This window comes from Aeromicrobium alkaliterrae (assembly GCF_039529015.1).
GTDB lineage: Bacteria > Actinomycetota > Actinomycetes > Propionibacteriales > Nocardioidaceae > Aeromicrobium > Aeromicrobium alkaliterrae.
Window position 1 is genome coordinate 22,641 of the sequence record NZ_BAAAME010000001.1, and the last position, 24,658, is coordinate 47,298.

Genomic DNA, 24,658 nt, shown 5'->3' on the forward strand with positions numbered 1-24,658 from the left:
ACGAGACGCAGAAGCCCCCGCCGAGGCGGGGGCTGCGGGGGCCGGCGTGGGAGGACGCCGTGCCCGAGACCTGACCGGACGGGGGAGATCCGTCGGTAGCCGGGTCCGTTCGAGTGGCACCGAGGTGCCTGTGAACAGCGTGCCACCCACGCCGGGGCGCCCGCTGCGGCCGAAGGTCGTGACCTCGTGTGACCAAGGTCCCCGGTCGTCGGCGGTACCTCGACCGTGCCTTTGACCCCGATATCGCGCACCATAGGGGGTATGGACGACTCGGCAGTGCGCGTATTCCTCCTCGACGACCACGAGGTGGTGCGCCACGGCCTGCGCGGACTCCTGGAGGGTGCGGGCCTGGACGTCGTCGGTGACGCCGGCACCGCGGCGGAGGCCGTTCCGGCGATCCTGAAGCTCAAGCCCGACGTCGCCGTGCTCGACGGACGCCTGCCCGACGGCTCCGGCATCGACGTCTGCCGCGACGTCCGCTCGGCCGACCCGTCGATCAAGGTCCTGATCCTCACGTCGTACGACGACGACGACGCGCTGTTCGCCGCGATCATCGCCGGCGCCGCGGGATACGTGCTCAAGCAGGTGCGCGGCAACGACCTGGTCGACGCCGTGCGCCGCGTCTCGGCCGGCCAGTCGCTGCTCGACCCGGCCATCACGATGCAGGTGCTCGAGCGCATCCGCAACGGCCACGGCGAGGACCCGCTGGCCCGCCTCACGGCCCAGGAGCGCCGCATCCTGGACCTGATCGGCGAGGGCATGACGAACCGCCAGATCGCCGAGGCCATGAGCCTGGCGGAGAAGACGGTCAAGAACTACGTCTCGCAGCTGCTGGCCAAGCTCGGCCTCGAGCGCCGCACCCAGGCTGCCGTGCTCGCGGCCACGCACAAGCGCCCCTGACCGCCTCGGTCCGGGCCCACCCCCGGGCCGATATCCTTCGGGCATGGACCACAACGCCCGCCTGGCCGAGGCCGACCCGCAGATCGCCGCCCTGCTCGACGCCGAGCTGCTCCGTCAGCAGACGACGCTCGAGATGATCGCCTCGGAGAACTTCGCTCCGGTCGCCGCGATCGAGGCGCAGGGCAGCGTGCTGACGAACAAGTACGCCGAGGGCTACCCCGGCGCCCGCTACTACGGCGGCTGCGAGGTCGTCGACCAGGTCGAGCAGATCGCGATCGACCGTCTGAAGCAGATCTTCGACGCCGCGTACGCCAACGTGCAGCCGCACTCCGGTGCCACGGCCAACGCCGCGGTCCTGCACGCGATCGCTCGTCACGGCGACACGATCCTGGGCCTCGACCTGGCCAACGGCGGCCACCTGACGCACGGCATGAAGATCAACTTCTCGGGCCGTCTCTACGAGGTCGCGGCGTACCACGTCGACGAGAACGGCCTGGTCGACATGGAGGAGGTGCGCAGCCTCGCGCTGGAGCACCGCCCCAAGGTCGTCATCGCCGGCTGGTCGGCCTACCCGCGCCAGCTCGACTTCGCGAAGTTCCGCGAGATCGCCGACGAGGTCGGCGCGTACCTGTGGGTCGACATGGCGCACTTCGCCGGTCTGGTCGCGGCCGGCCTGCACCCCAGCCCGCTGCCGCACGCGCACGTCGTGTCCACCACGACGCACAAGACCCTCGGTGGTCCTCGCGGCGGCGCGATCCTGTCCAACGACCTCGACGTCGCCAAGAAGCTGCAGTCGGCGGTCTTCCCCGGCCAGCAGGGCGGCCCGCTCGAGCACGTCATCGCGGCCAAGGCCGTCGCGTTCAAGATGGCGCTCGAGCCCGGCTTCGCCGAGCGCCAGCAGCGCACGATCGAGGGCGCGCAGCTCATCGCCGAGCGCCTGACCCAACCCGACGTGGCCGAGGCCGGCGTCGCGGTGCTGTCCGGTGGCACCGACGTCCACCTGGTGCTCGTCGACCTGCGCAACTCCGAGTTCGACGGCCAGCAGGCCGAGGACTGCCTCCACGAGGTCGGCATCACGGTCAACCGCAACGCCGTGCCGAACGACCCGCGTCCGCCGAAGGTCACCTCCGGCCTGCGCGTCGGCACGCCGGCGCTCGCGACCCGCGGCTTCGGCGCCGAGGAGTTCGCCGAGGTCGCCGACGTCATCGCCGAGGCCCTCAAGCCCGAGGCCGACCTGGAGTCCCTGCGCAAGCGCACGGCCGCGCTCGCGGACCGCTTCCCGCTGTACCCGCACCTCACCCCGCACGCCTGACGCCGTGGGTCCGACCGGCACGTTCCGCCTGTGGGTGCGGCCCCCCATGTGGGGTCTGCACGCGCTGGCGGTCGTCGCCGCGATCATCTGCTTCATCGGCGGCTCCTGGCAGTTCGGGGCCTACGACCAGCGGCAGGAGCACGAGCGCGCCGACCGGCAGGAGGTGCCGACGGTTCCGATCGCCGAGGCGTGGCAGCCGGGCGACCCGTTCCTGGACACCATGAACCATCGGCCGGTCACCGTGTCGGGCACGTTCGGCGCGGACGACGAGCAGCACTGGGTCTCGGGCCGCGAGCAGGACGGCAGCACGGGGTACTGGCTGCTCGCCCCGTTCGTGCTGGACGGCACCCAGGACGCGGAGGACCCCGAGGGCACCGCGATCCTCGTGGTCCGGGGGTTCAGCACCGAGGCGGGTCCGATGCCCGAGGTGCCGAGCGGCGAGCAGACCGCCCGGGTCGTCCTCGAGCCCGGCGAGAAGGCACACCCCGACGACACCGCCGGAGGCGCCGACGCCGACGTGATCTCGGCGGTCCGGGTGCCGGCCCTGGTCAACGAGCTGCCGTACGCGCTGTTCCCGGGCTTCGGCATCACGACCTCGACCGAGGTGGCCGGAGGGCTGGAGCTCGCGGTGCCGCCCGAGCCCGAGGTCTCCTGGACCGTCGGCATGCGCAACCTCGCCTACTCGATGCAGTGGTGGGTCTTCGGGCTGTTCGCGCTCTACATGTGGTGGCGCATGGGCCGCGACCTCGTCGCGAACGAGCGTGCCCGGCGCGAGGGTGACGCGCCCCCGCTGGAGCCCGCCTCGGCGGAGCGCTCGGTGCCGGTCGATAGCCTGACCCCGTGAGCGACGTAGACGAGAAGGGGCCGGGACCCCTCAGGGCCTATCAGGTCATGGCGACGATCGTGGGTCTCAACCTGCTCGTGGTGATGGCAGGCTTCCTGGGCAAGATCCTGACCGAGGAGGGCTCGTGGTGGCACCGTCACCAGGACACCTTCCTGGTCATCGACCAGGTGCACGGGTTCCTGTTCATGGTGCTGCTCGTGCTGATCGCGATCCTGGCTTCACGGAACCGCTGGACCCCGCCGTTCACGATCACGACGATCCTGCTCGCGTGCGTCCCCTTCGTCAGCTTCTGGGCCGAGCGCCGCACGACCCGCGCCGTCGAGGCGCCCCTCCGCACCGCCGCCGGCTGACATACCCCTTTCGAGGCTCCTCGTTCCTCGTCGCACCTCAAGGGGCGGGGAGCCAGCCACCTGTGGTTGAGGTGCGAGTGCCCGCTAGGGCGCGAGCCTCGAAACCTCGGTCACCTGACCGCGGCCGGTGGCACCGGACAAGCGGCCACGGACGACGCCGGGGGCTGACCGAGCGGTGATGCGTTCGGGCCGCTCGGGCGACCGACATGCCTCATCCCTGGGCCTCAGCGACCCGTGAAGGTCGCCTTGCCGGGGCCGTCGGTCAGGAACGAGACCATCCCGGCCTGCAGGTCCTCGGTGTCGAACAGCTCGGCCGCGATCGCCGTGGTCCCCGCGTTCGTCGCGGCGAGTCCCTCGGCCTCGAGCAGCCGCAGGATCTGCTTCGCGGCACCGAACGCCCGGGTCGGGCCGACCGCGATCTGCTGGGTGAACGCCAGGACAGCGGCGTCGAAGTCGTCGCCCTCGAGCACACGGTTCACGACGTTCCAGCGCTCGAGCGTCGCGGCGTCGTAGAGCTCGCCGGTGAAGACGAGCTCCTTCGCGCGCGCCACGCCGGCCCGCGCGGCGAGCCGCTGGGTGCCGCCCATCGTCGGCGTCAGCCCGATGACCCGCTCGACCAGGCCGAACTTGGCGCGCGGGGCGGCCAGCAGGACGTCGCACGCCAGCGCGACCTCGAGGGCCCACGTCAGCGTCAGTCCGTGGGCGGCGAAGACCGTCGGCACGTCGAGCGCCGCGAAGCGGTCGGGCAGCTCCATCATGCGGTCGTAGAGCGCCTTGGTGTCGGCCTTCGTCTTCTGGGCGTGGAACTGCGCGACGTCGACGCCGCCCGAGACGAGCTTGCCCTCGGCGCGCACGATCACCGCGCGCGGCAGGTCGGCCTCGATCGCGTCGAGCGCTGCGTCGAAGGCCGTGTGCATCTCGAGGGAGTACAGGTTGACCCCGCCATCGGTGAACGTCAGGACCGCGACGTCGCCCTCGCGGTGGACCTCGACCTGGGCGCGCGCGCTCATCGGGCGTCCGCCGGGTCGTAGACGCCACCGGTGTCGGCGGTGGCCAGACGGATCACGGTCGCGGCGAGCGCCACGACCAGCAGCAGGAGCAGCGCGCGACGCGGGCGAGAGGGGCTCATGGCCTCAACCTACCGATGTGACGCGCGCGACGGACCGCGTCGGTGCGTGATTGGTGTGACGTGGGAGAATGACGGTGTACTTCCCCCCCGAAAGGAAACACGTGGCCGCCCAGCTGATCGCGACCCTGCACACCAACCTCGGCGACGTCCCCGTCGAGCTCTTCGCGAACCACGCGCCGGCGACGGTCGAGAACTTCGTCGGACTGGCCGAGGGCACCAAGGAGTGGGTCGATCCCAACTCGGGATCGGTCAGCACCGAGCCGTTCTACGACGGCCTGACCTTCCACCGCATCATCTCCGGGTTCATGATCCAGGGCGGCTGCCCGCTCGGTACCGGCACCGGTGGACCGGGCTACACGTTCGGGGACGAGTTCCACCCCGAGAAGAAGTTCGACCGCCCGTACCTGCTCGCGATGGCGAACGCGGGTCCCGGCACGAACGGCTCGCAGTTCTTCGTGACGGTCACCCCGACGCCGCACCTCAACCGCAAGCACACGATCTTCGGCGAGGTCACCGACCCGGAGGGCCAGAAGATCGTCGACGCGATCGCGGCCGTCCGCACCGACGGCTTCGACCGCCCGCTCGAGCCCGTGACGATCGAGAAGGTCAGCATCACGCGCGCGTGAGCCCCCTCTCGTGAGTGACTCCGTCTGCTACCGGCACCCCGACCGCGAGGCGTACATCTCCTGCCAGAGGTGTGAGCGGCTGATCTGCCCGGACTGCATGCGGGACGCCTCGGTGGGCTTCCAGTGCCCGGAGTGCCTCGCGAAGGGCGCCAAGGCCGTGCGCCAGCCGCGCACGGTCGCGGGCGGGGCGATCCCCGGACGCGAGGGTGCCGCGACGCTGAGCCTGATCGGCATCAACGTCGTGGTCTACGTGCTGACCACGATCCCCAGCCTGCGGGTCATCGAGGTCTACGGCGCGCTGATCGGCCAGCCCGTGATCTACGACGGGCACATCGTCGAGGGCGTCGCCGGCGGCGAGTACTGGCGACTGCTGACCTCGGCGTTCCTGCACGGCGGCGTGCTGCACCTGGTGTTCAACATGGTGGGGCTGTACTTCTTCGGCGCGTTCCTCGAGAACGTGCTCGGCACGGCCCGGTTCGTGGCGTTCTACCTCGCGTCGGCGCTGTTCTCCGGCGCGGTGGTCTTCCTGGTGTCGGACCCGCGCAGCGTCACGGTCGGCGCGTCCGGTGCGGTGTTCGCGCTGCTGGGCCTGGCGCTCGTCGTGCTCCTCAAGGCGCGACAGGACGTGCGCACGCTCGTCATCCTGTTGGCGCTCAACGCCTTCTTCAGCCTGCGCGACGGCATCAGCTGGCAGGGTCACCTCGGCGGCTTCATCGCCGGCGTGCTGTTCGGGCTGGCGCTCTCGGTCGCCCCGCGCGGCAAGGCAGCGCTCGCGCAGACGATCGGCGTCGTGCTCCTCGTCGTGCTCGCCGTGGCGATCACGGTCGTCCGCGCCCTCGCCCTCAACGCCTGAACCTTCGCCAACCGAGTTATCCACACCCCCGTCCCCAGGTGTGGAGAGTTACACCCGTGTAAGTCCTGCGGACCAGCGCAGCACCGAGGGCCTCCGCCATGGGCCGCGATCACGTGCAGGCCGAGGCGAAGCCGAGGCAAGAATTCCGGGCGAAGCCCGGCCACGGTGAGGAACGAGCCGTGGGGCGGCGAAGCCGCCTATTCCCATTTGGTGGCGAAGCCGAAGGCCGCAACGATGAAGCCCATGCCGACGACGAGGTTCCAGTTGCCGAGGTCGGTGAAGACCGGCAGGTTCACGTCGGTGTTGGAGGTCGTGTAGAACGTGACGATCCACAGCAGGCCGATCACCGCGCTGCCGACCATGAGCTGCGGGGCGTAGCGCCAGCCGAGCGTGGCACCCGGCTCGGGCTCCGGAGCGGTGCCCGAGGCGACGAACGAGGCCACGACCACCAGCACGCCCGCGATGGCCCAGTTCCAGTTGCCCAGGTCGGTGATGGCCTTCGGGACCTCGGGGCCGGGCAGGTTCGTGTCGATCTTCCAGAAGAGCCACATGGCGGCCCATCCGAGGCCCGCGAGGGCGAGGACGATCGCGGCCGGGTGCCACCAGCCGCCGCGGATACGGGAGTTCGACGGGGACTTGCTCACGGGATACCTCGGTCTCGGTGGACGTGCGACTGGGGCGGGCCGGTTCCGGCACCTCCGCTAGCGTAGTCACTGCGGCACAGGGCAGGCCGCAGGGGCAGGCGAGGAGGTCGACATGGCGAGATCGGTGCGTCCCGGCGCGTGGCGCGTCGGCGCGCTGTGCGTCAGCGTCGTGGCCGGCTACGCCTTCGTCTCCAGTGCCGTGACCTCGCGCGGCTCCGACCTGCGCCCGGCCGGCGGCGACATCGCCACCCTTCTGCAGGACCGCGCCCGCGAGGTCGAGCTCAAGCGGTCCTCGGCCTCGTCGCTCGAGGAGCAGATCGCCGGGCTGTCGGCCGCGGTCGGTGCGCCCGAGCTCGACCAGCTGCTCGCCTCCGGCGACCTGGCGGCGACCCAGGCTGGCGTGACCGAGGTCGAGGGATCAGGGCTGCGCATCACCCTGACCGATGCACCCCGCACCGCCGACGCCAGCGCGACCGACCCCAACCAGCTCGTCGTGCACCAGCAGGACATCCAGGGATTCGTCAACGCGATGTGGGCCGGCGGCGCACGGGCCGTGACGCTGCAGGGCCAGCGCCTCGTCTCGACCTCCGGCATCAAGTGCGTCGGCAGCACCGTCGTGGTCGACGGCGTCCCCTACTCGCCGCCCTACGTCATCGAGGCGATCGGCACGACGTCGCGCCTGCAGAACGCGCTCGACGAGTCGTCGCAGGTCGAGGTCTACCGCGAGTACGTCCGCAAGTTCGGCCTCGGCCTGCAGACCGAGGTCGACGGCACGATCACCGCGCCGACGTACACCGGCCAGGTCGACCTGCGGCACGCCACGGTCCCCAGCCCCAGCTGACCCCGCGGCCCGGCCGAGGTGCTCGGCCGGGCAGCAGGGGTCCGGCTATCCGGCGTCGGTGTCGGTGCCCGGATCGCCGACCGCTGCGGCGACCGTGAGGACGAACGAGGTGTCGGGTGCGACGCGGGAGCCGGCGGTGACCGACTGCTCGATCACGGTGCCGGGGGTGTCGGTCAGCGTCGCCTCGGTCTGCTGGGCGATCTTGGCCGGGTCGAAGCCCGCCTGCGTCAGCGTCGAGATGGCCGTGGCCACGTCCATGCCGGTGACGTCCGGGACCTGGATCTGGCCCTTGGAGACGATCAGCGTCACGGTCTGGCCCGGGAGCACGGAGGTGCCCGCCGGCGGGTTCGACTGGATCACGACGTTCGCGGGCTGGTCGGAGTCGCGGTCTTCGCGCGTGACCTGGAGCCCCTGGGCCTGCAGGTTGGCGGCGGCCTGGTCGTAGCTGAGGTCGCGGACGTCGGGCATGTCGAACGGCTCGGGTCCGGTGCTCACGATGAGCGTGACCTCCGTCCCCTCGTCGACCGTCTCGCCGGCCTTGGGATCGGTGTCGATGACCTGCCCCGCGGGCACGGTGGCGTCGGCGCGCTCCTGGGGCTCGGCCGCGACCGTGAGTCCGGCATCGGTGAGTCGGCCCGTGGCGGCCTCGACGCTCTGGCCCGCGGTCTCCGGGACCTCGACCGTGGGCGGCGGAGCAGGTTCGGGCTCGGTCAGCTTCCAGATGCCGAACGCGGCACCGGCGAGCAGCAGCACGACGAGCGCGCCGATGGCCCACCACTTGCCCTTGCCGCCCGACTCGTCCTCGTCGACGGCGCGACGGGCGCCGGGCTCGCGCGGGGCGGCGACGGCCGGGGCGACCTGGGTCGCGCCCACCGGCGGCACGGTCGTCGTGGGGGCGTCGACCCGCTGGCCGGAGATGGCCCGCTCGATGTCGCGGCGCATGTCGCCGGCCGACTGGTAGCGGTCGTCGACGCGCTTCGCGAGCGACTTGGCCACGATGTGGTCGATCGACATCGACACGTCCGGGTTGAGCTGCGACGGCGGACGCGCTTCCTCGCGCACGTGCTGGTAGGCGACCGAGACGGGACTGTCGCCGACGAACGGCGGGCGGCCGGTGAGCAGCTCGTACAGCAGGCAGCCGGTCGAGTAGATGTCGCTGCGGGCGTCGACGGTCTCGCCGCGCGCCTGCTCGGGCGAGAGGTACTGCGCGGTGCCGATCACGGCGGCGGTCTGGGTCATCGCGGACGACGCGTCGGCGATGGCGCGCGCGATGCCGAAGTCCATGACCTTGACCTGGCCCGACGGCGTCAGCATGACGTTGGCGGGCTTGATGTCGCGGTGGATGATGCCGGAGCGGTGGCTGTAGTCCAGGGCGCTGAGGATGTCGGCCGTGATCGTCATCGCGCGCTCGGGCAGGATCTTGCGCCCGTCACGCAGCACCTCGCGCAGGGTCTGGCCCTCGACGAGCTCCATCACGATGTACGGGATCGACGTGCCCTGCTGGTTGGGGGCCTCGCCCGTGTCGTAGACCGCGACGATCGACGGGTGGTTCAGCGCGGCGGAGGACTGGGCCTCGCGCCGGAAGCGCTCCTGGAACGTGGGATCCGAGGCGAGGTCCGGGCGCAGCTGCTTGACGGCGACGGTGCGACCGAGCCGCAGATCACTGCCGATCCGGACGTCGGCCATGCCGCCCCGCCCCAGCACGTCGCCGAGCTGGTAGCGGTCGCCGAGCAGGGCCGAGCTGTCGGAATCCGTCATGAGGACACTCTCCCAAAGTCGAGGGCGATTCGGGCCGAAGCCGCGAGGAGGTCGTGAAGTCGTGGCTGGGTCATGACGCGAGCAACGCCTCCATGACCGTCTTGGCGATCGGACCGGCCAGGCGCCCACCGGAGATGTCGTCGGTGGCCTGCGCCGACTCGATCATGACGGCGACCGCGACCTGCTGGTCGCCCGAGGTCGCGAACGAGGCGAACCAGGCGAGGTTCGGCAGGCCGTTGCCCCGCTGCGCGGTGCCGGTCTTGCCGCCGACCTCGAGGCCGGGGATGCGCGCCGAGGACGCCGTGCCGCTCTGGACCGTGCTGATCATCATCTGCTGCATCATCGCGGCGTGGTCCGGCGTGAGCGCAGTGCTGTACTCCTCGCCGTCGCCCGCGTCGTCGAGCACGCGCAGGCTCGGGTCGCGGACGACGTCGACGACGTACGGGGTCATGACGACGCCGTCGTTGGCGATGCCCGCCGCGACCATCGCCATCTGCAGCGGGGTGGCCGCGACCTCGAACTGTCCGATGCCCGACTGCGCCAGCTGGGGCAGCTCGAGCTCGGTGTCGGGAGTCGTGAAGCGGCTGGCGTTCGAGGCGAGGTTCTCGATGACCTTGTCGCCGAAGCCGAACTTCTCGGCCTGCTCCTCCAGCGCGCCCTGGCCGATCTGCGTCGCGAGCGAGCCGAACGAGACGTTGCAGGAGACGTTGAGCGCCTGCTCGAGGGTGATCTGGTCACCGCCGCAGCTGCCGCCGCCCGCGTTGGGCAGCGTGTACTCGATGCCCGGGAACGTCAGCTCGGAGCCGCCCTGCACCACCGAGCCGGGGTTGAGGTCGAGCTGCTCGAGCGCGGCCGAGGCGGTGACGAGCTTGAAGGTCGAGCCCGGGGGCTGGATCTCCTGCGTGGCGCGGTTGAGCAGGGGGTTCGCCGGGTCGTCGTTCAGCGCCTGCCACGCCTGGTTCACCGCCGCGAAGTCGTGCGACGCGAGCGCGTTGGGGTCGTACGTGGGCTGGGAGTACATCGTCAGCACGGCGCCGGTCGTGGGGTCGAGGGCGACGACCGAGCCCTTCGTGCCGGCGGGGAGCGCGGCGAGCGCCGTGGCCGCGGCCTGCTGGCCCGCGGCGTCCAGCGTCAGCTCGACGCTGCCGCCCTTGGGCTGCTTGTTGGCGAGCAGGTCGACCACGCGGTTGACGAACAGCCGGTTGTCGCTGCCCGACAGGAGCGGGTTCTCGGCGTTCTCGATCGCCGATCGACCGTACGTGTAGGAGAAGAACCCGGTGACCTGGGCGTACAGCGGTCCGTTCGGGTAGGTGCGTTGGAACGTGAACTGGTCGTCGGAGGGGACGCTCTCGGCGACGGGCTCGCCACCGACCAGGATCGCGCCGCGCTCGCGGGAGTACTCGTCGTCGATGACGCGCTTGTTGTTGGCCTTGCTGTTGAGGTCGTTGGCCTGCACGTACTGCACGTACGTGGCGTTGCCCATGAGGGCCACGAACAGCACGAGGCACGCGACCGCGAGCCGGCGGATCGGGGTGTTCACAGCTTCACCACCTGCGTCGCCTCGTCCTCGCCGACGGCCTGGACCGCGGGCGCGGGGCGGCGGGTCTGGTCGCTGATGCGCAGCAGGATCGCGATGATCGCCCAGTTCATCACGATCGACGACCCTCCCTGCGACAGGAACGGCGTGGTCAGACCCGTCAACGGGATCAGGCGGGTGACGCCGCCGATCACGACGAAGACCTGCAGGGCGAGCGAGATCGCGAGGCCGGCGGCGAGCAGCTTGCCGAAGGCGTCACGGCAGGTCAGCGAGATGCGCAGGCCGCGCTCGACGATGAGCCCGTAGATCAGGAGGATCGCCATGAGCCCGGTCAGCCCGAGCTCCTCGCCCATCGAGGCGGCGATGAAGTCGGAGTACCCGAACGGGGTGAGCTCGGGGCTGCCCTGGCCCCAGCCGCGACCGAGCAGCCCGCCGTGGGCGAGCCCGTAGAGGGCGCTGATGACCTGGAAGTTCTGGTCCGGGTCGGCGAACGGGTTCAGCCAGACGTCGAAGCGGGCGCGGACGTGGCCGAACTGCAGGTAGCCGAACCAGGCTCCGAGCACGAACAGCAGGCCGCCGACGAAGATCCAGCCGGCGCGCTCGGTCGCGATGAACAGCAGCACGACGAACAGGCCGAAGAACAGCAGCGACGAGCCCAGGTCGCGCTGCAGCACGAGGACGCCGATGCTGACGAGCCACGCCACGATGATCGGGCCGAGGTCGCGTCCGCGCGGCAGGTCGATGCCGATGACGCGGCGGCCGGCGAGTGCCAGGGCCTCGCGCTTCTCGGCCAGGTAGCCGGCGAAGAAGATGGCCAGGCAGATCTTGGCCGCCTCGCCGGGCTGGAAGCTGAACGGGCCGAGCGAGATCCAGATGCGGGCGCCGCGGATGTTCTCGCCGATGCCGGGCACGAGCGGCAGGATCAGCAGGATCACGGCGGCCAGGCCGAAGCTGTAGGTCAGCGTCTGCAGGCGCCGGTGGTCGCGGATCACGGTGAGCACGATCGCGAAGGCCACGAGCCCCAGGCCGGTCCACATGAGCTGGTTGGGTGCGAGCGACGCCCAGCTGTCGCGGCGCTCCTCGTAGCCCAGGTCGATCCGGTAGATCATCGCCAGCCCGAGGCCGTTGAGGCACAGCACGAGTGGCAGCAGGACCGGGTCGGCGTACGGGGCGAAGCGGCGGATCAGCAGGTTCGCGGCGACCGCGACCGCGATGAGCGTGACGGCCAGGCCGACGACACCGGCGGGGACGCGTCCCTCCGCGCCCAGGCCGACGGCGCAGTAGGCGAAGATCGCCAGCCCGACGGCCATGACCGTCAGGACGAGCTCGGCTCCGCGACGCTTGCGGGGGACCCAGGTGGCCTCGCTGCTCACGGTGCCACCGTCGATCCGGGGGGAAGCACCGTGTCGGTGGGGGTCGGCACCGCGGGCGTGGCCGTGGGGTCCGCGGGCTGGGTCACGACGTTCTCGCGCAGGTCGCGCACGATCTGCTCGGCGTCAGCCAGGTCGGTGGCCTCGATACCGTCGCGGATCTGGCCCTGCTGGAACGACGGCAGCGCGTCGACCACGACGTCGGTGCGCGTCTCGAGGTTGCGCAGTGTGATGAAGGGCAGGTCGGCGTCGACGCCGCGGTAGATCGCCACGTTGCCGTTGCTCTCGCTGACGAAGTACTGGTCCTGCGTCCACTGGTAGGCGTACCAGGCGGCGGCACCGAGCGCGACGAGGAGGATCAGGACCGCGACACCCCAGCGGGCGAACCGCCACTTGGACGGCGCCCGCGGCGCGTAGCGCAGCTCCTCGGGGTCGGACGAGAAGCTGGCGGTGGAGTCGTGCACGTCGACCGCGACTCCGCGCCGGGGCTGCGGTGACTCGGCCGCGGCGCCGACGAGCTGCGGCCGACCGTCGGCGCAGGCCAGGTCGGACTCCGCGAGGTCGGAGTCGGCCGCGACCATCTCGCCGATCACGACGGTCACGTTGTCGGCGCCGCCGCCCTCCAGGGCGAGGCGCACGAGCTCGGTGGCGGCGACGTCGATCGACGCCGAGGCCAGGGCCTCGGCGATCGCCGGGTCCTCGACCATGTCGGACAGGCCGTCGCTGCACAGGAGGTAGCGGTCGCCGAGCTGCGGCTGCAGCCACGAGAAGTCTGCCTCGAAGTCGTCGCGGCCCAGCATCGCGCGCAGCAGCAGCGAGCGGTGCGGGTGGTGGCGCGCCTCCTCGCGGGTGATGCGGCCCTCGTCGACGAGGCTCTGCACGAACGTGTGATCGGCGCTGAGCTGGGTCAGACGACCGTCGCGGAGGCGGTAGGCGCGCGAGTCGCCGATGTGCCCGACGGCGAACTTCTCGCCGTCCCAGAGCATCGCCTCGATCGTGGTGCCCATGCCCTCGACGGCGGGGTCGGCCTGGATCAGGTCGCCGAGCCGACGGTTGGCGGCGTCGACGGCGTCGGCCAGGTGGTCCAGGGCGTCGCCGCCACGGTCGTCGTCGACCGCGCGGATGATCGTGACGGCCTCCGACGAGGCGAGGTCGCCGGCGGCGGCGCCGCCCATGCCGTCGGCGAGGAGCAGCAGGTGGGGACTCGCGTAGCCGGAGTCCTGGTTGTTCGAGCGGCGCAGGCCGACGTCGGTGAGCGCGGTGTAGTGCAGCGCGAGGCCGGGGTTCGACACGGGCGTCGTCACTTCCGCAGCTCGACGATGGTCTTGCCCATGCGGACCTGGACGCCGAGGGCGATCGCGACGGGGCTCGTGACGCGCTGGCTGCCGATGAAGGTGCCGTTGGTCGAGCCGACGTCCTCGACGAACCACTCGGCGCCGTTGCTGGCGAACCGGGCGTGCCGGGTCGAGACGTAGTCGTCGTCGAGGCGGATGGCGGCGTCGGTGCCGCGGCCCAGCAGGATCGGCTGGTCACCCAGCGGGACGCTCTGGCCCGCGTTGGGTCCGTCGACGACGTAGAGCAGGTTCGGCGTGCCGCGCTGCGGGCGGCGGGACTTGGTGGCCTTGGGCTTGGGGGTCGGGCGCGGGGTGCGCGGTGCGACCCGAGCCTCGGGCGTCTCGGGCACCTTGGTGCCGAAGATGTCCGTGCGGATGACCGAGACGGCCGAGAGCACGAAGATCCACAGGACGGCGAGGAAGCCGAGCTTGATCAGGGTGAGGGTCAGCTCGGACATCAGGCCTCACGCTCCGAGAGTCGGACGACGACCGTCGTGTTGCCGAGGCGCATCTCCGAGCCGTCGGGCACGGCGGCGGACGAGACGCGGTGCCCGTTCAGCACGACGCCGTTGGTCGAGCCGAGATCGGTCACGGTGATCTGCACGGTCTCTCCGGTGTCGTGGATGCGCAGCTCGCAGTGGCGGCGCGAGATGCCGGGGTCGTCGATGCGCAGGTCGGACTCCGAACCGCGGCCGATGACCAGGCCGGGCGGGGTCAGCGGGTGCCGCTGGTTGCCGATCTGGAGGTAGGCCTCGGCGCGTCGTGCGGCCGAGTCGCTCATGCGGGCTCCGGCAGCGGGACGGACCGAGGCGTTGGTGCGGCTGCGGACGCGGAAGCGGCCGGTGCCGAGCTCGGGGGCCTGGACGAACTCGATCGTGAGTCCCCCGGCGAGGGTGTACCGCTGCTCGTGGACGTGCTCGCGCACGAGCGTGCTGAGCTCGCCGGTGAGCGTCTCACCGAACGGGACGAGCCGTTCGTGGTCGCTCGGGGAGAGCTCGACGGTGAAGTCGTTGGGGACGAGACGCCGATCGCGCGAGAGGATCTGCGCCGAGTTGTCGATCTCGCGCTGCAGGGCAGCGGCGATCTCGACGGGCTGGACTGCGCTGCGGAACGCCCGGGCGAAAGCGCTCGTGACGACACCCTCGAGCCGCTGCTCGAACCGTTGAAGAACCCCGGCCATGTCTCCCCCTTTCCGCGAGTTGGTCGTGCACCTCCGTCGATCGTATCGACTCCGGGTCTGGGACGCCTCGTGCCGGTGCTAGACTCGCTCTTCGTTCGGCCCCGCTGCCGAACGATCTCGCGCGAGTGGCGGAATGGTAGACGCGCTGGCTTCAGGTGCCAGTGTCCGCAAGGGCGTGGGGGTTCAAATCCCCCCTCGCGCACACGATGCAGATGTGGGGCTCCCCGTTCTTTGGGGAGCCCCACATCTGCATTTCCGGCGTGCGGAGGGATTTGAGGAGGAGCGACGAAGGAGCGACGGGGTCCCCCCTCGCGCACACGACACGACAGCCGGGTCCCAGATCTTGGGGCCCGGCTGTCGTCGTCCCTGCCGGTCCCTGAGGTGCGAGGAACGAGCCTCGAAGGGACCACCTCGGCCACGGGTGGGTGTCCGGTGGTGGCGGAGCGCCCTTCGAGGCTCACTCGTTCCTCGCTCGCACCTCAGGGCGCGGATGCTCCCGCGCGGACCCAGGCGACGAGGGCGCTGGCGAGCACGATCGCGATCGCGGCGACGGGCAGGGCGGCCCAGCGCACTGACAGGTCGTCCCCGTCCTGACGGCCGAGCACGCCGACCACGATGCAGCCGATGCCGGCCGGAACGGCGACGAGGACCGGGACGGACAGCCAGCGCAGTGCCAGGCCGAGAAGGATCCCGAGGCCCACGAGGCCCGCTCCCCAGATGAGCATCCCGACGGGGTCCATGGCCTCGACCCTAGCCGCGGCCGTCGACCGCGAAGCTGGGCCAGGGTGATCTCCGGGTCGGCCGATGGACGTCCCCCATGGCCGTCCGCCGGTGGAGGGACGAGCGTGGGAGCCATGAGTCGTTCCCGCCTGTCGCCCCTGGTCGTCGCCGCTGTCGTCGTGACGACGCCCTACGCACTCCTCAAGCTGTCCTGGCTGGCCGGCGGGCGCGTCGGCATCGTCCAGGACGACTTCGGTGGCGGTCTCGCGATGTGGGGGCTGAACGCGGCGACGCTCGCGATGGACCTGACGCTCGTCGCCCTCGTCGCGGCACTGAGCGGGGAGCGAGGCCGACGCCTGCCGGCCTGGATCGTGCTGCCGCCCGCCTGGGTCGCGACCGGACTGCTGCTCCCGGTCGTCGTGGCGGTGACCGTCGCCCTCCCGCAGGGCACCTTGACCGCGACCGACGCGGACTCCCCGCTGCGTGGCTGGGTCTTCGCGACCGTCTACTCGAGTCTCGCGGCCCAGGCCGTCGTGCTCGCCGTGGCGTTCGTCGCGCACGTCCGGTCCCGCTGGGCCGGTCACTGGTCGCGGCTCTCGGGAACGGCGATCGTGGCGACGTGGTGCGGGTCGTCGATCATCGCCAGCTGGTCGGCCTACGCCCTGGTCCTGACGGTCCTGCCGGTCGATCTCGAGCCCGGCGGTCCGGCCGCGACCTATGCCGTCGGCCTGGTGGGTGGACTGGTCCTGGCGGTGCTCGGGATGCGGATCGCCGACCACCGCCTACGCTCGGCGGTGAATCATGACGACCCACGACGGTCCGATCCTGGAGCACCCCGGAGACTCGGCACACGGTGAGGTCAGCGCACTGACGTGGAGCGTCGGGGCGGTGGCCAAGCGCTTGCACGTCTCGCCGTCGACCCTGCGGACCTGGGAGCGGCGCTACGGCCTCGGGCCGACCGATCGCACCAAGGGCGGTCATCGTCGCTACTCCGAGTCCGACATCTCCCGCGTCGAGCTGCTGCACGGACTGATCGGTCGCGGTGTCGCGCCCCGCACCGCAGCCACGCTGGCGGCGAACCACGACATCACCCCCGTGGCCCATCCGGCCCCGACGGCCGACGTCCACGACGCGCTCGAGGCGCCCGAGCTCTTCGCGGCCGACGTCTTCACCTCGGCCGCCCGGTTCGACAGCGTGCGCCTCAGCCGACTGCTCGCCGCGGTCGTGCTCGAGGTCGGCGTGATCGACGCCTGGGACACCTACCTGCGTCCGTCCCTGCAGCACGTCCGCGACGCCGTCGTCGACGGCATCATCGGCATGGACGCCGAGCACCTCGTGAGCGACACGCTCGCGACCGAGCTGCGGGCCTACGTTCGCGCCTGGCCCGATCTCGACCGTCGGCACGCGGGGGTGCTGCTCGCGACCGTCGAGGACGATCCGCACTCGCTGCCCGTCGTGGCGCTCCAGGCGGCGCTGGCCGGCCGCGGGGTCGCGTGCCACTCCTTCGGCGCCCGGCTGCCGGCCGGGGCACTGGCGAACGTCATCGCCTCGGTGCACCCGGCGGTCGTGTTCCTGTGGTCGGGCGCGACCAAGGAGCCGGACGACCACGTGTGGCGCGTGTCGTCCGCCGTGCGGGCCGATGCCCTGGTCGTGCTGGGCGGGCCCGGGTGGCCGAGCCGGATGGAGCACGAGAACGCGGCGCAGGTCGCGCGCCCGACGAGCCTGTCGGCGACGGTCGAGGTCGTCCTCGCGCGCCTGGCCGACCGGTCCCACGACGCCGACCGTACTCACGAGTAGCATCGGGGCATGAGCGAACCGCGGGTGATCACCGAGATCGAGGGACCGATCGCGCACGTGCGCCTCAACCGGCCCGACAAGCTGAACGGCGTCGACTTCGGGATCCTCGACGGACTGCTGGAGAGCGCCGCGGCGATCGCGCGCGACCGTGACGTCCGGGTCGTGCTGCTCTCGGGCAGTGGTGACTCCTTCTGCGCGGGCCTGGACTTCCCGTCCGTCAACCGCACCCCCGCGAAGGTCCTGACCCACTTCCTGCCGAACCCGCTGCGCGGCACGAACGGCTTCCAGCAGGCACTGTGGGCCTGGCGCCGCCTGCCCGTCCCCGTCATCGCGGTGACCCGCGGCCACGTGTTCGGAGCCGGCATCCAGCTCGCGCTCGCGGCCGACTTCCGTTTCACGACGCCCGACGCCAAGTGGTCGGTGCTCGAGGCCAAGTGGGGCCTGGTGCCCGACATGAGCGGCACGATCCCGCTCGTGGAGCAGGTGCCGCTCGACCTGGCGAAGCGCCTGACGATGACCGGCGAGATCTTCTCCGGCGAGCAGGCTGCCGCCTGGGGCCTGGCCACCGGCAGCGACGTCGACCCGGACAAGCTCGCCCGCGAGCTCGCGGATCAGCTGATCGAGCGCTCGCCCGACTCCGTCAGCGCCAGCAAGAAGCTGTTGAACGAGGCCGCCCGTCGTGGGCTGCGCGCGCAGCTCGGTCTCGAGCGCCGGCTTCAGCTGCGGATGTTCCGCTCACCGAACACGAAGATCGCGCGGGCTGCCGGTGCGAAGGGCGAGAAGCCCGAGTTCGGCCCCCGCACGTTCGGCTGAGGCCACCGCGACGTCGGGCTGGTCGGCGAAGACCCCGTCGACCCCCGCTGCGATCAGTGCGGCGAGCTCGCCGGCGACGTCGACGTTGCTCGGCAGGAACTGCGGCTCGGCGCGGATTGTGTAGACGACGACCTGCAGGCCGGCCGCGTGCGCCTCGGGCACGAGGGTGCTGGGTGCGCCGATGGCGCCCGAGGCGTCCCGCGGGAGCACCTGGCTCTTCTCGGGCCCGAGCCACGTCGCGTACGTCGCGACCTCGCGCAGGCCGGCAGGGCTCAGCAGGTCGGCGTACGTGCGCGGGTCGCCTGCCACGGTGAAGTCGCGCGGAGCGCCGCTCGCCGACGTCAGCTGCACGAGCGGCACCTGCACCCGCGTCGCGAGGTCGCGCAGGTTGGCGACCTCGAACGACTGGATCGCGACGGGCGCCTGGCGGTGGGTCCAGCCGACGCGCTGCAGCGTCGCGACGAGCGGGCCGGTCAGGTCCAGCCCGAGGTCGGCGAAGTAGGTGGGGTGCTTGGTCTCGGGTGCGACCGCGATCAGGCGGCCGGTGCGGAACGACTCCGAGCGGGCGAGGTCGACGATCTCGTCGAACGTGGGCACCTGGTAGAGCCCGTCGTAGAGCGTGTTGCCCGGGCGCACCTGCGGGAGCCGTTCGCAGGCCCGCAGCGTGCGGAGCTCGGCGAGCGTGAAGTCCTCGGTGAACCAGCCGGTGACCTCACGACCGTCGACGACCTTCGTCGTCCGCCGGTCGGCGAAGCAGGCGCGCTCCGCGACGTCGGTCGTGCCGCTGATCTCGTTCTCGTGCCGCGCCACCAGGACGTGGTCGCGCGTGCTGACGAGGTCGGGCTCGATGACGTCGGCGCCCAGCTCGATCGCCAAGCGGTAGGACTCGATCGTGTGCTCCGGGCGGTAGCCGGAGGCTCCGCGGTGGGCGAACACGGTGAGCCGCCGGGCCCGCGGCGCGGCGGGGGCCCGTAGGGGAACAGCAGCCTCGCGGATGCTCATGCCGCCACCGCCCCGGAAGGAGCAATGATGGGCGGTAGCGGCATGAGGAACACCTGGATGATCGCTCGCTGGCGCTCGCTCATGCCCCCAGTGCACGCCCCGGACATGGACTGCGGGTGACGAGCGGGTGCAGCGGGGGCGAACGTCAGAGCACGTCGAGCCGCCTCAGCACCTCGCGCACGTGGGCGAGGGCGTCGGGGTCACGCAGACCGGTGGAGTCGTCGAAGTACAGGCCGTCACCGATCAGCTGGATCGTGCGGGCCAAGGGGTCGTCGCCCAGGTGCTCGGCCAGCACCTCGAACCATCCGTCGCGCACCTTCGCCAGGGCTGCCGCGGCGCGCGAGTCGTTCTCCTGTGCCACCCGGGACGCGGCGATCAGGGCGCGGTCGAAGGCGCTGCCGGAGTCGACCGAGGTCTCGATGTAGAAGTCGACCGGCCCCTCGGGGGCGGCGCGCATCAGCGCGACGTCGGCGTCGGCCTGGTCGTACAGGCGCTCGAGCATGCCCTCGACGAGCTCGTCCTTGCTGTGGAAGTGGTAGAGCAGGCCGCCCTTGGAGACCCCGGCCGCCGCGGCGACGGCGTCGAGGGTGGCGGCGCGGCCACCCCCGTCGACGAGGAGCTGCTCGAAGGCGTCGAGCAGTCGGTCGCGGGTGCTGCGGTCGTCGCTCGAGGCCATGCCGGGAGTGTAGGACGTCACGTCCGCTCGGCTTGGAGACTGTACCGTCCAGACGGTACAGTTGAGGGCATGACCACCCCCGTCCTCTCTGCGCGCGCCACGCGCCGCGAGTGGGCCGCACTTGCCGCCCTGATGCTCCCCGTCCTGCTCGTCTCCGTCGACAACACCGTCCTGAGCTTCGCCCTGCCTGCCGTCAGCACGGCGCTCGCCCCCACGGGCTCGCAGCTGCTGTGGATCGTCGACATCTACGCCCTGATGCTCGCGGGCCTGCTCATCGCGATGGGCAGCCTGGGCGACCGGCTGGGACGCCGGCGCCTGCTGGTCGCCGGCTCGATCGGCTTCGGTCTCGTCTCGCTCGCCGCAGCCTTCAGCCCGAGCGCCGAGGCGCTCGTCGGCCTGCGCGCGCTGCAGGGCTTCTTCGGCGCGATGCTGATGCCGTCGACGCTCTCGCTGATCCGCAACATCTTCACCGACGCCCGCGACCGGCGGATCGCGATCGCGACCTGGGCCGCGATGTTCTCCGGCGGCGCGGCCCTCGGGCCGGTCGTCGGCGGCTGGCTCCTGCAGCACTACTGGTGGGGCTCGGTGTTCCTCATCAACGTGCCGGTCGTCGCGATCCTCGTGCCGCTCGCGCTCCTGCTCGTGCCGGAGTCGCGCGACCCGCGTCCGGGCCCGGTCGACCTGGTCTCGATCGGCCTGTCGCTGTCGACGATGCTGCCGGCCGTCTACGCGATCAAGCACCTCGCGCACGCCGGCATCGACGACGTCACGGTCGCCTGCGTCGCGCTCGCCGCGGTCTCGGGCACGGCGTTCGTGCGCCGCCAGCGGCGCAGCCGCGAGCCGATGCTCGACGTCGAGCTGTTCCGCAACCGGGTCTTCGCCGGCTCGGTCGTCGCGAACCTGCTGAGCCTCATGGCGCTGACCGGGTTCCTGTTCTTCGCGGCCCAGCTCCTGCAGCTCGTGCTGGGCCTCGACCCGATGATCGCGGCCTTCGTGCTCGTGCCGGGGCTGGTCGTGACGGTCGCGGCGGGCTTCGTCGCGGTGGCGCTGCTCAAGGTCGTGCCCGCACGGGTCCTCGTCACCGGCAGCTTCGTGGCGTCGGCGGGCGGGTACGCGATCGCCGCGTTCACGGGCCACCCGACGGTCGCGAGCGTCATGGTCGCGTTCGTCGTGATGGGCATCGGCATCGGCATGGCCGAGACCCTGACCAACGACCTGGTCCTGAGCCACGCTCCGCCGAACCGCGCCGGTGCCGCCGCCGCGATCTCCGAGACGGCCTACGAGGTCGGTGCGGTGCTCGGCACGGCCGTGCTGGGCAGCGTCCTGACAGCGACCTACCGGTCGAACCTCGTGGTCCCGGCCGACGCGGCCGGCAACGGCTCGTCGCACGAGACCCTCGGCGCGACGCTGGAGCACGCGGCCACGCTCCCCGACCAGGTCGGCACGGCCCTGGCCGACTCCGCTGTCGCGGCGTTCGACCTCGGCGTGCAGTACTCCTCGGGTGTCGCGATCGTGGTGGCGCTGGCCGCCGCCGTCATCAGCTGGCGCACGCTCCCGCGCTAGTCGGCCGACCGGTGGTTGAGGCGTGAGTGCCCGCTAGGGCGCGAACTTCGAAACCGCCGTCAGCCGGCCGCGTCCGGGTGTGCCGGACGAGCGGCACGGACCGCGGGCGGCTCTCCGCCGTCCGGCCCGCCCGCGCCTGCACGATGTGGTCACTCGGGTCACGGTTTCCGCCTGAATCCGTGACGTCACTGACCACATCTGGTGGCCCACCAGAAGTGACGACTTGGGGCCCATTCCGAGCCGGGAAATGGGGCCTAAGTCGTCACATCTTGCCGGCTACCCGCGCGTCAGGCTGCCGTGGCGGCCTGACGGGCGGCCTCGGCCTCGGTGACCGTCTGGTCGATGATGCGGGTCACGAGCTGCGGGTCGTCGATCATCGGCACGTGGCCCGCGCCGGGGATGTCGACGTGGCGGGCGTGGGGCAGGCGCTCGCGGGCGGTGGCCGCCTGCGAGTACGGGAGGATCAGGTCCTTCGTGCCCCAGGCGACCGTGGTCGTGACCGGCACCTGGTGGGCGAACGAGTAGCCCAGCGCCTGGATCGCGGTGCGCTCGAACGCGGTGCAGTACTTGAGGCCCCGCGCGTCGCGCTCGGCCGCCTCGGGCGTGATGCGCTCGGGGTGCGCGTAGAGCAGCTGGCCCGACAGACGCAGACCGAGTGACGTGCGCGTGACGGCCTTGAGCACCGGCGCCGGGGAGATCAGGGAAAAGAACCGCAGCACGAACAGGGCGAGCAGCGCCTGCACCTTGCTGATCGGTCCGAAGAAGCCGGCCGGGCTGAGGGCCGTGACCGAGGAGACCAGGCCTCGCGCGCCGAGCTCGAGCGAGATCGCGCCGCCCAGCGAGTTGCCCACGACGTGCGGCTTGACGACGCCCCAGCGCTCGAACTGCGTCGCGAGGTGGTCGACGGCGTTGGGCATCGTGTACGCGACGCCGCCGGCGAACGCGGGGGACTCACCGAAGCCCGACAGGTCGGGCGCGATGACGTCGTAACGGGTCGCGAGCTCGTCGATGATCGGGTCCCAGGCACCCTTGTTGTGGCCGATGCCGTGCAGCAGCACGAGCGTGGGGCCGGAGCCCTTGCGGACGTAGGTGAGATCGGGCAGCAGCATCGGGGGGTCCTTCCAGGCCGACGGGGACGGATGCGCCACTGATGATGGCACGTTCCGAGCCGCAGCGTACCGTGAGTATGTTGACAACCGTGACAGTAGTACTGTCACAATATGACTGTGACTGTTCAGCAGCCTGCCACCGGCCCGCTCGCGGGCGTCCGCGTCGTCGAGCTCGCCGGCATCGGCCCCGGGCCCTTCGCCGCCATGATGCTCGCCGACCTCGGAGCCGACGTCATCCGCGTCGACCGACCGGGTGGAGGGGGTCTGACCCTCGGTCCCGCCGAGCGTGACGTCCTCGGCCGCGGACGCCCCAGCGTCGCGATCGACCTCAAGGCCGACGGCGGCCTCGACCTGGTCCTCGACCTCGTCGAGAAGGCCGACATCCTGCTCGAGGGCTACCGCCCCGGCGTGACCGAGCGCCTCGGCCTCGGGCCGGAGGCGTGCCACGCCCGCAACCCGGCGCTGGTCTACGGACGCATGACCGGGTGGGGCCAGGACGGCCCGCTCTCCCAGAGTGCCGGGCACGACATCAACTACATCTCCGTCGCCGGCGGACTCGACCCGCTCGGCCGCAAGGGCGGCCCGCCGGCCTTCCCGCAGAACCTGCTCGGCGACTTCGGCGGCGGCTCGCTCTACCTCGTCGCCGGCGTCCTCGCCGCCCTGACCCACGCGCGCAGCACGGGCGAGGGCCAGGTCGTGGACGCCGCGATCACCGACGGCGTCGCGCACCTGCTCGCGATGGCCGTGACGATGCAGCAGAACCAGGTCTGGGACGGCCGCCGCGGCACGAGCCTGCTCGGCAGCGCCGCCCCGTTCTACGACGTCTACGAGACCTCCGACGGCCGGTGGATGTCGGTCGGCGGACTCGAGCCGCAGTTCTGGGACGCCACCGAGAAGCTGCTCGCCGAGGCCGGGTTCGCCGACCTCCCCGACCGCAACGACCCCAAGAACTGGCGCGACCTCCGTGCGCGCCTGACCGAGGTGTTCGCCTCGCGCACGCAGGACGAGTGGTCCGAGATCTTCGAGGGCACCGACGCGTGCATCGCGCCGGTCGTGCCCCTGACCGAGGCCTACACGCACCCGCACAACGTCGCCCGCGGCACCTACGTCGAGCGCGACGGACTCGTGCAGCCCGCGCCGGCCCCCCGGTTCTCGGCCACCCCGGCGACGCTCGGCACCCCGCCGTCGCGCACCGGAGCCGACACGCGGGACGCCCTCACGGCCTGGGGGATCGACGACGTCGAGTCCCTCATCGCCCGCGGCGTCGCCGTGCAGAACGACTGACGACCGACCACCCCCACGACCAGACCCACCCAGGAGCCCCCATGAAGCGCACCATCTTCGACTCTGACCACGACGCCTTCCGCGACACCGTCCGCGCCTTCTGCGAGAAGGAGGTCGTCCCCCACCACGAGGAGTGGGAGAAGGCCAGCATCGTGCCGCGCGAGGTCTGGCTCAAGGCCGGCGAGCAGGGCCTGCTCGGTTTCATGATGCCGGAGGAGTTCGGCGGCGGCGGGGTCGACGACTTCCGCTACAACGCGATCCTGACCGAGGAGATCACCAAGGTCGGTGCCTCCGGCCTCGGCTTCGTGATCCAGACCGACCTCGTCTCGGGCTACCTGCTCTCGCACGCGACGCAGGAGCAGAAGGAGCGGTGGTTCCCGAAGTTCTGCACCGGCGAGATGATCACGGCGATCGCGATGACCGAGCCCGGCACCGGTTCCGACCTGCAGGGCATCAAGACGACCGCGGTGCTGGAGGGTGACGAGTACGTCATCAACGGCTCCAAGACCTTCATCACCAACGGCATCAACGCCGACTTCGTCATCGTGGTCTGCCAGACCGATCCGTCGGCCGGCGCGATGGGCTTCTCGCTCATCGCGGTGGAGCGTGGCGCCGAGGGCTTCGAGCGCGGCCGCAACCTCGACAAGATCGGCCTCAAGGCCCAGGACACGGCCGAGCTGTTCTTCGACAACGTCCGCGTGCCCGCGACGAACCTGATCGGCGAGGCCGGCAAGGGCTTCATCTACCTGATGGAGAAGCTGCCGCAGGAGCGCCTGTCGATCTCGGTCGTCGCGGCCGCCGCGACCCGCCGCATCGTCGACATGACGCTGGAGTACGTCAAGGAGCGCAAGGCGTTCGGCCGCCCCATCGGCAACTTCCAGAACACGCGCTTCACGCTCGCCGAGCTGCACACCGAGGCCTCGATCGCGCAGGTCTTCGTCGACGAGTCGATCGTGCGCCACAACAGCAAGGAGCTGTCGGTCGAGGACGCGGCGATGGGCAAGTGGTGGACGACC

26 protein-coding genes and 1 tRNA gene are annotated in these 24,658 nt (G+C 71.3%); 14 read left to right on the forward strand and 13 right to left on the reverse strand.

The annotated features are described in order from the left end of the window. Positions 1 to 261: 261 nt before the first annotated feature. Genes ABD127_RS00110 through ABD127_RS00125 form a run of 4 tightly spaced genes read left to right on the forward strand, consistent with a single transcriptional unit; the run spans position 262 to position 3,406 of the window. Positions 262 to 900 (forward strand): response regulator, encoded by a 639-nt coding sequence (locus ABD127_RS00110; protein ID WP_344196373.1) that lies wholly within the window; start codon positions 262 to 264, stop codon positions 898 to 900. A 43-nt stretch (positions 901 to 943) separates the two neighbouring features. Then, positions 944 to 2,212, forward strand: a complete 1,269-nt coding sequence (glyA, locus tag ABD127_RS00115) for a serine hydroxymethyltransferase (RefSeq protein ID WP_344196376.1) — start codon at positions 944 to 946, stop codon at positions 2,210 to 2,212. Positions 2,213 to 2,216: 4 nt separating this feature from the next. Continuing rightward, positions 2,217 to 3,056 (forward strand): SURF1 family protein, encoded by an 840-nt coding sequence (locus ABD127_RS00120; RefSeq protein ID WP_344196380.1) that lies wholly within the window; start codon positions 2,217 to 2,219, stop codon positions 3,054 to 3,056. Next, positions 3,053 to 3,406 carry a DUF3817 domain-containing protein gene (locus ABD127_RS00125; protein WP_344196384.1) on the forward strand — a complete coding sequence of 118 codons (354 nt, stop codon included), beginning with the start codon at positions 3,053 to 3,055 and terminating at the stop codon, positions 3,404 to 3,406. The genes ABD127_RS00120 and ABD127_RS00125 overlap by 4 nt, the downstream gene beginning before the upstream one ends. 224 nt (positions 3,407 to 3,630) lie before the next feature. Here ABD127_RS00125 and ABD127_RS00130 read toward each other — a convergent pair whose 3' ends face one another. Then, the gene (locus ABD127_RS00130) at positions 3,631 to 4,416 is read right to left on the reverse strand and encodes an enoyl-CoA hydratase/isomerase family protein (RefSeq protein WP_344196388.1); all 786 of its coding nucleotides are present in this window, start codon (positions 4,414 to 4,416) and stop codon (positions 3,631 to 3,633) included. Beyond that, positions 4,413 to 4,535, reverse strand: coding sequence for a hypothetical protein (locus tag ABD127_RS00135; RefSeq protein ID WP_344196392.1), 123 nt, complete (start codon positions 4,533 to 4,535; stop codon positions 4,413 to 4,415). Before ABD127_RS00135 ends, ABD127_RS00130 begins: the two co-directional genes overlap by 4 nt. Before the next feature lie 101 nt (positions 4,536 to 4,636). Between ABD127_RS00135 and ABD127_RS00140 the strand changes: the two genes are divergently transcribed. Both ABD127_RS00140 and ABD127_RS00145 read left to right on the forward strand, forming a co-directional pair. Next, entirely contained in the window at positions 4,637 to 5,161 is a 525-nt protein-coding gene (locus ABD127_RS00140) for a peptidylprolyl isomerase (protein ID WP_229052719.1), read from the forward strand. Positions 5,162 to 5,171: 10 nt separating this feature from the next. Beyond that, positions 5,172 to 6,014 (forward strand): rhomboid family intramembrane serine protease, encoded by an 843-nt coding sequence (locus ABD127_RS00145; RefSeq protein WP_344196398.1) that lies wholly within the window; start codon positions 5,172 to 5,174, stop codon positions 6,012 to 6,014. A 197-nt stretch (positions 6,015 to 6,211) separates the two neighbouring features. Here the strand turns inward: ABD127_RS00145 and ABD127_RS00150 are convergent, their stop codons facing one another. Then, positions 6,212 to 6,658 (reverse strand): cell division protein CrgA, encoded by a 447-nt coding sequence (locus tag ABD127_RS00150; protein ID WP_344196402.1) that lies wholly within the window; start codon positions 6,656 to 6,658, stop codon positions 6,212 to 6,214. Positions 6,659 to 6,770: 112 nt separating this feature from the next. Between ABD127_RS00150 and ABD127_RS00155 the strand changes: the two genes are divergently transcribed. Further along, positions 6,771 to 7,499 (forward strand): DUF881 domain-containing protein, encoded by a 729-nt coding sequence (locus ABD127_RS00155; protein ID WP_344196406.1) that lies wholly within the window; start codon positions 6,771 to 6,773, stop codon positions 7,497 to 7,499. Positions 7,500 to 7,544: 45 nt separating this feature from the next. On the opposite strand, the gene pknB is transcribed toward ABD127_RS00155, so the two are convergent. From pknB to ABD127_RS00185, 6 genes are all read right to left on the reverse strand, one after another. Continuing rightward, entirely contained in the window at positions 7,545 to 9,257 is a 1,713-nt protein-coding gene (pknB, locus tag ABD127_RS00160; protein WP_344196409.1) for a Stk1 family PASTA domain-containing Ser/Thr kinase, read from the reverse strand. A gap of 70 nt (positions 9,258 to 9,327) precedes the next feature. Beyond that, positions 9,328 to 10,797 carry a peptidoglycan D,D-transpeptidase FtsI family protein gene (locus tag ABD127_RS00165; RefSeq protein WP_344196412.1) on the reverse strand — a complete coding sequence of 490 codons (1,470 nt, stop codon included), beginning with the start codon at positions 10,795 to 10,797 and terminating at the stop codon, positions 9,328 to 9,330. Further along, complete coding sequence (locus ABD127_RS00170; protein ID WP_344196415.1) at positions 10,794 to 12,167, reverse strand: FtsW/RodA/SpoVE family cell cycle protein; 1,374 nt, start codon at positions 12,165 to 12,167, stop codon at positions 10,794 to 10,796. Before ABD127_RS00170 ends, ABD127_RS00165 begins: the two co-directional genes overlap by 4 nt. Continuing rightward, positions 12,164 to 13,468, reverse strand: a complete 1,305-nt coding sequence (locus ABD127_RS00175; RefSeq protein ID WP_344196417.1) for a PP2C family protein-serine/threonine phosphatase — start codon at positions 13,466 to 13,468, stop codon at positions 12,164 to 12,166. Before ABD127_RS00175 ends, ABD127_RS00170 begins: the two co-directional genes overlap by 4 nt. After that, a complete protein-coding gene (locus tag ABD127_RS00180; RefSeq protein WP_344196420.1) occupies positions 13,465 to 13,956 on the reverse strand; it encodes an FHA domain-containing protein FhaB/FipA in 492 nt (163 codons plus the stop codon). The genes ABD127_RS00175 and ABD127_RS00180 overlap by 4 nt, the downstream gene beginning before the upstream one ends. Then, the gene (locus ABD127_RS00185; protein ID WP_344196422.1) at positions 13,956 to 14,678 is read right to left on the reverse strand and encodes an FHA domain-containing protein; all 723 of its coding nucleotides are present in this window, start codon (positions 14,676 to 14,678) and stop codon (positions 13,956 to 13,958) included. The genes ABD127_RS00180 and ABD127_RS00185 overlap by 1 nt, the downstream gene beginning before the upstream one ends. A 119-nt stretch (positions 14,679 to 14,797) precedes the next feature. Between ABD127_RS00185 and ABD127_RS00190 the strand changes: the two genes are divergently transcribed. Continuing rightward, positions 14,798 to 14,880 (forward strand) — tRNA-Leu (locus ABD127_RS00190). A gap of 277 nt (positions 14,881 to 15,157) precedes the next feature. Here ABD127_RS00190 and ABD127_RS00195 read toward each other — a convergent pair. Beyond that, positions 15,158 to 15,418: a hypothetical protein gene (locus ABD127_RS00195; protein WP_344196424.1), complete on the reverse strand. Its 261-nt coding sequence runs from the start codon at positions 15,416 to 15,418 to the stop codon at positions 15,158 to 15,160. Between the two features lie 114 nt (positions 15,419 to 15,532). Here ABD127_RS00195 and ABD127_RS00200 point away from each other — a divergent pair, with 114 nt between their 5' ends. The 3 genes from ABD127_RS00200 to ABD127_RS00210 are packed head-to-tail and all read left to right on the forward strand — an operon-like array spanning position 15,533 to position 18,008. Beyond that, positions 15,533 to 16,255 carry a hypothetical protein gene (locus ABD127_RS00200; protein ID WP_344196426.1) on the forward strand — a complete coding sequence of 241 codons (723 nt, stop codon included), beginning with the start codon at positions 15,533 to 15,535 and terminating at the stop codon, positions 16,253 to 16,255. Continuing rightward, complete coding sequence (locus ABD127_RS00205; RefSeq protein ID WP_344196429.1) at positions 16,200 to 17,195, forward strand: MerR family transcriptional regulator; 996 nt, start codon at positions 16,200 to 16,202, stop codon at positions 17,193 to 17,195. The genes ABD127_RS00200 and ABD127_RS00205 overlap by 56 nt, the downstream gene beginning before the upstream one ends. A 9-nt stretch (positions 17,196 to 17,204) precedes the next feature. Beyond that, complete coding sequence (locus ABD127_RS00210) at positions 17,205 to 18,008, forward strand: crotonase/enoyl-CoA hydratase family protein (protein ID WP_344196431.1); 804 nt, start codon at positions 17,205 to 17,207, stop codon at positions 18,006 to 18,008. Here ABD127_RS00210 and ABD127_RS00215 read toward each other — a convergent pair. Together ABD127_RS00215 and ABD127_RS00220 are read right to left on the reverse strand one after the other, a co-directional pair. Continuing rightward, on the reverse strand, positions 17,931 to 19,010 hold the full coding sequence (locus ABD127_RS00215) for a glycerophosphodiester phosphodiesterase (RefSeq protein WP_344196433.1): 1,080 nt from the start codon (positions 19,008 to 19,010) through the stop codon (positions 17,931 to 17,933). The genes ABD127_RS00210 and ABD127_RS00215 overlap by 78 nt on opposite strands. 145 nt (positions 19,011 to 19,155) lie before the next feature. Next, on the reverse strand, positions 19,156 to 19,686 hold the full coding sequence (locus tag ABD127_RS00220) for a TetR/AcrR family transcriptional regulator (protein ID WP_344196435.1): 531 nt from the start codon (positions 19,684 to 19,686) through the stop codon (positions 19,156 to 19,158). Positions 19,687 to 19,755: 69 nt separating this feature from the next. On the opposite strand from ABD127_RS00220, the gene ABD127_RS00225 reads away from it, so the two are divergent. Beyond that, positions 19,756 to 21,249 (forward strand): MFS transporter, encoded by a 1,494-nt coding sequence (locus ABD127_RS00225; protein ID WP_344196437.1) that lies wholly within the window; start codon positions 19,756 to 19,758, stop codon positions 21,247 to 21,249. Between the two features lie 287 nt (positions 21,250 to 21,536). Here the strand turns inward: ABD127_RS00225 and ABD127_RS00230 are convergent, their stop codons facing one another. After that, positions 21,537 to 22,358 (reverse strand): alpha/beta fold hydrolase, encoded by an 822-nt coding sequence (locus tag ABD127_RS00230; RefSeq protein WP_344196439.1) that lies wholly within the window; start codon positions 22,356 to 22,358, stop codon positions 21,537 to 21,539. Between the two features lie 111 nt (positions 22,359 to 22,469). On the opposite strand from ABD127_RS00230, the gene ABD127_RS00235 reads away from it, so the two are divergent. Then, on the forward strand, positions 22,470 to 23,642 hold the full coding sequence (locus tag ABD127_RS00235) for a CaiB/BaiF CoA transferase family protein (RefSeq protein ID WP_344196442.1): 1,173 nt from the start codon (positions 22,470 to 22,472) through the stop codon (positions 23,640 to 23,642). Between the two features lie 41 nt (positions 23,643 to 23,683). Then, a partial coding sequence (locus ABD127_RS00240; protein ID WP_344196444.1) for an acyl-CoA dehydrogenase family protein occupies positions 23,684 to 24,658 on the forward strand: 975 nt, incomplete at its 3' end.

Excerpts from the sequence above, each read along its gene's own strand:
- ABD127_RS00110 (WP_344196373.1), top strand. The coding sequence starts at position 262 with ATGGACGACTCGGCAGTGCGCGTATTCCTCCTCGACGACCACGAGGTG.
- glyA (WP_344196376.1), top strand. The coding sequence starts at position 944 with ATGGACCACAACGCCCGCCTGGCCGAGGCCGACCCGCAGATCGCCGCC.
- ABD127_RS00130 (WP_344196388.1), bottom strand. The coding sequence starts at position 4,416 with ATGAGCGCGCGCGCCCAGGTCGAGGTCCACCGCGAGGGCGACGTCGCG.
- ABD127_RS00135 (WP_344196392.1), bottom strand. The coding sequence starts at position 4,535 with ATGAGCCCCTCTCGCCCGCGTCGCGCGCTGCTCCTGCTGCTGGTCGTG.
- ABD127_RS00155 (WP_344196406.1), top strand. The coding sequence starts at position 6,771 with ATGGCGAGATCGGTGCGTCCCGGCGCGTGGCGCGTCGGCGCGCTGTGC.
- pknB (WP_344196409.1), bottom strand. The coding sequence starts at position 9,257 with ATGACGGATTCCGACAGCTCGGCCCTGCTCGGCGACCGCTACCAGCTC.
- ABD127_RS00180 (WP_344196420.1), bottom strand. The coding sequence starts at position 13,956 with ATGTCCGAGCTGACCCTCACCCTGATCAAGCTCGGCTTCCTCGCCGTC.
- ABD127_RS00185 (WP_344196422.1), bottom strand. The coding sequence starts at position 14,678 with ATGGCCGGGGTTCTTCAACGGTTCGAGCAGCGGCTCGAGGGTGTCGTC.
- ABD127_RS00195 (WP_344196424.1), bottom strand. The coding sequence starts at position 15,418 with ATGGACCCCGTCGGGATGCTCATCTGGGGAGCGGGCCTCGTGGGCCTC.
- ABD127_RS00200 (WP_344196426.1), top strand. The coding sequence starts at position 15,533 with ATGAGTCGTTCCCGCCTGTCGCCCCTGGTCGTCGCCGCTGTCGTCGTG.
- ABD127_RS00205 (WP_344196429.1), top strand. The coding sequence starts at position 16,200 with ATGACGACCCACGACGGTCCGATCCTGGAGCACCCCGGAGACTCGGCA.
- ABD127_RS00210 (WP_344196431.1), top strand. The coding sequence starts at position 17,205 with ATGAGCGAACCGCGGGTGATCACCGAGATCGAGGGACCGATCGCGCAC.
- ABD127_RS00215 (WP_344196433.1), bottom strand. The coding sequence starts at position 19,010 with ATGAGCATCCGCGAGGCTGCTGTTCCCCTACGGGCCCCCGCCGCGCCG.
- ABD127_RS00220 (WP_344196435.1), bottom strand. The coding sequence starts at position 19,686 with ATGGCCTCGAGCGACGACCGCAGCACCCGCGACCGACTGCTCGACGCC.
- ABD127_RS00225 (WP_344196437.1), top strand. The coding sequence starts at position 19,756 with ATGACCACCCCCGTCCTCTCTGCGCGCGCCACGCGCCGCGAGTGGGCC.
- ABD127_RS00230 (WP_344196439.1), bottom strand. The coding sequence starts at position 22,358 with ATGCTGCTGCCCGATCTCACCTACGTCCGCAAGGGCTCCGGCCCCACG.
- ABD127_RS00235 (WP_344196442.1), top strand. The coding sequence starts at position 22,470 with ATGACTGTGACTGTTCAGCAGCCTGCCACCGGCCCGCTCGCGGGCGTC.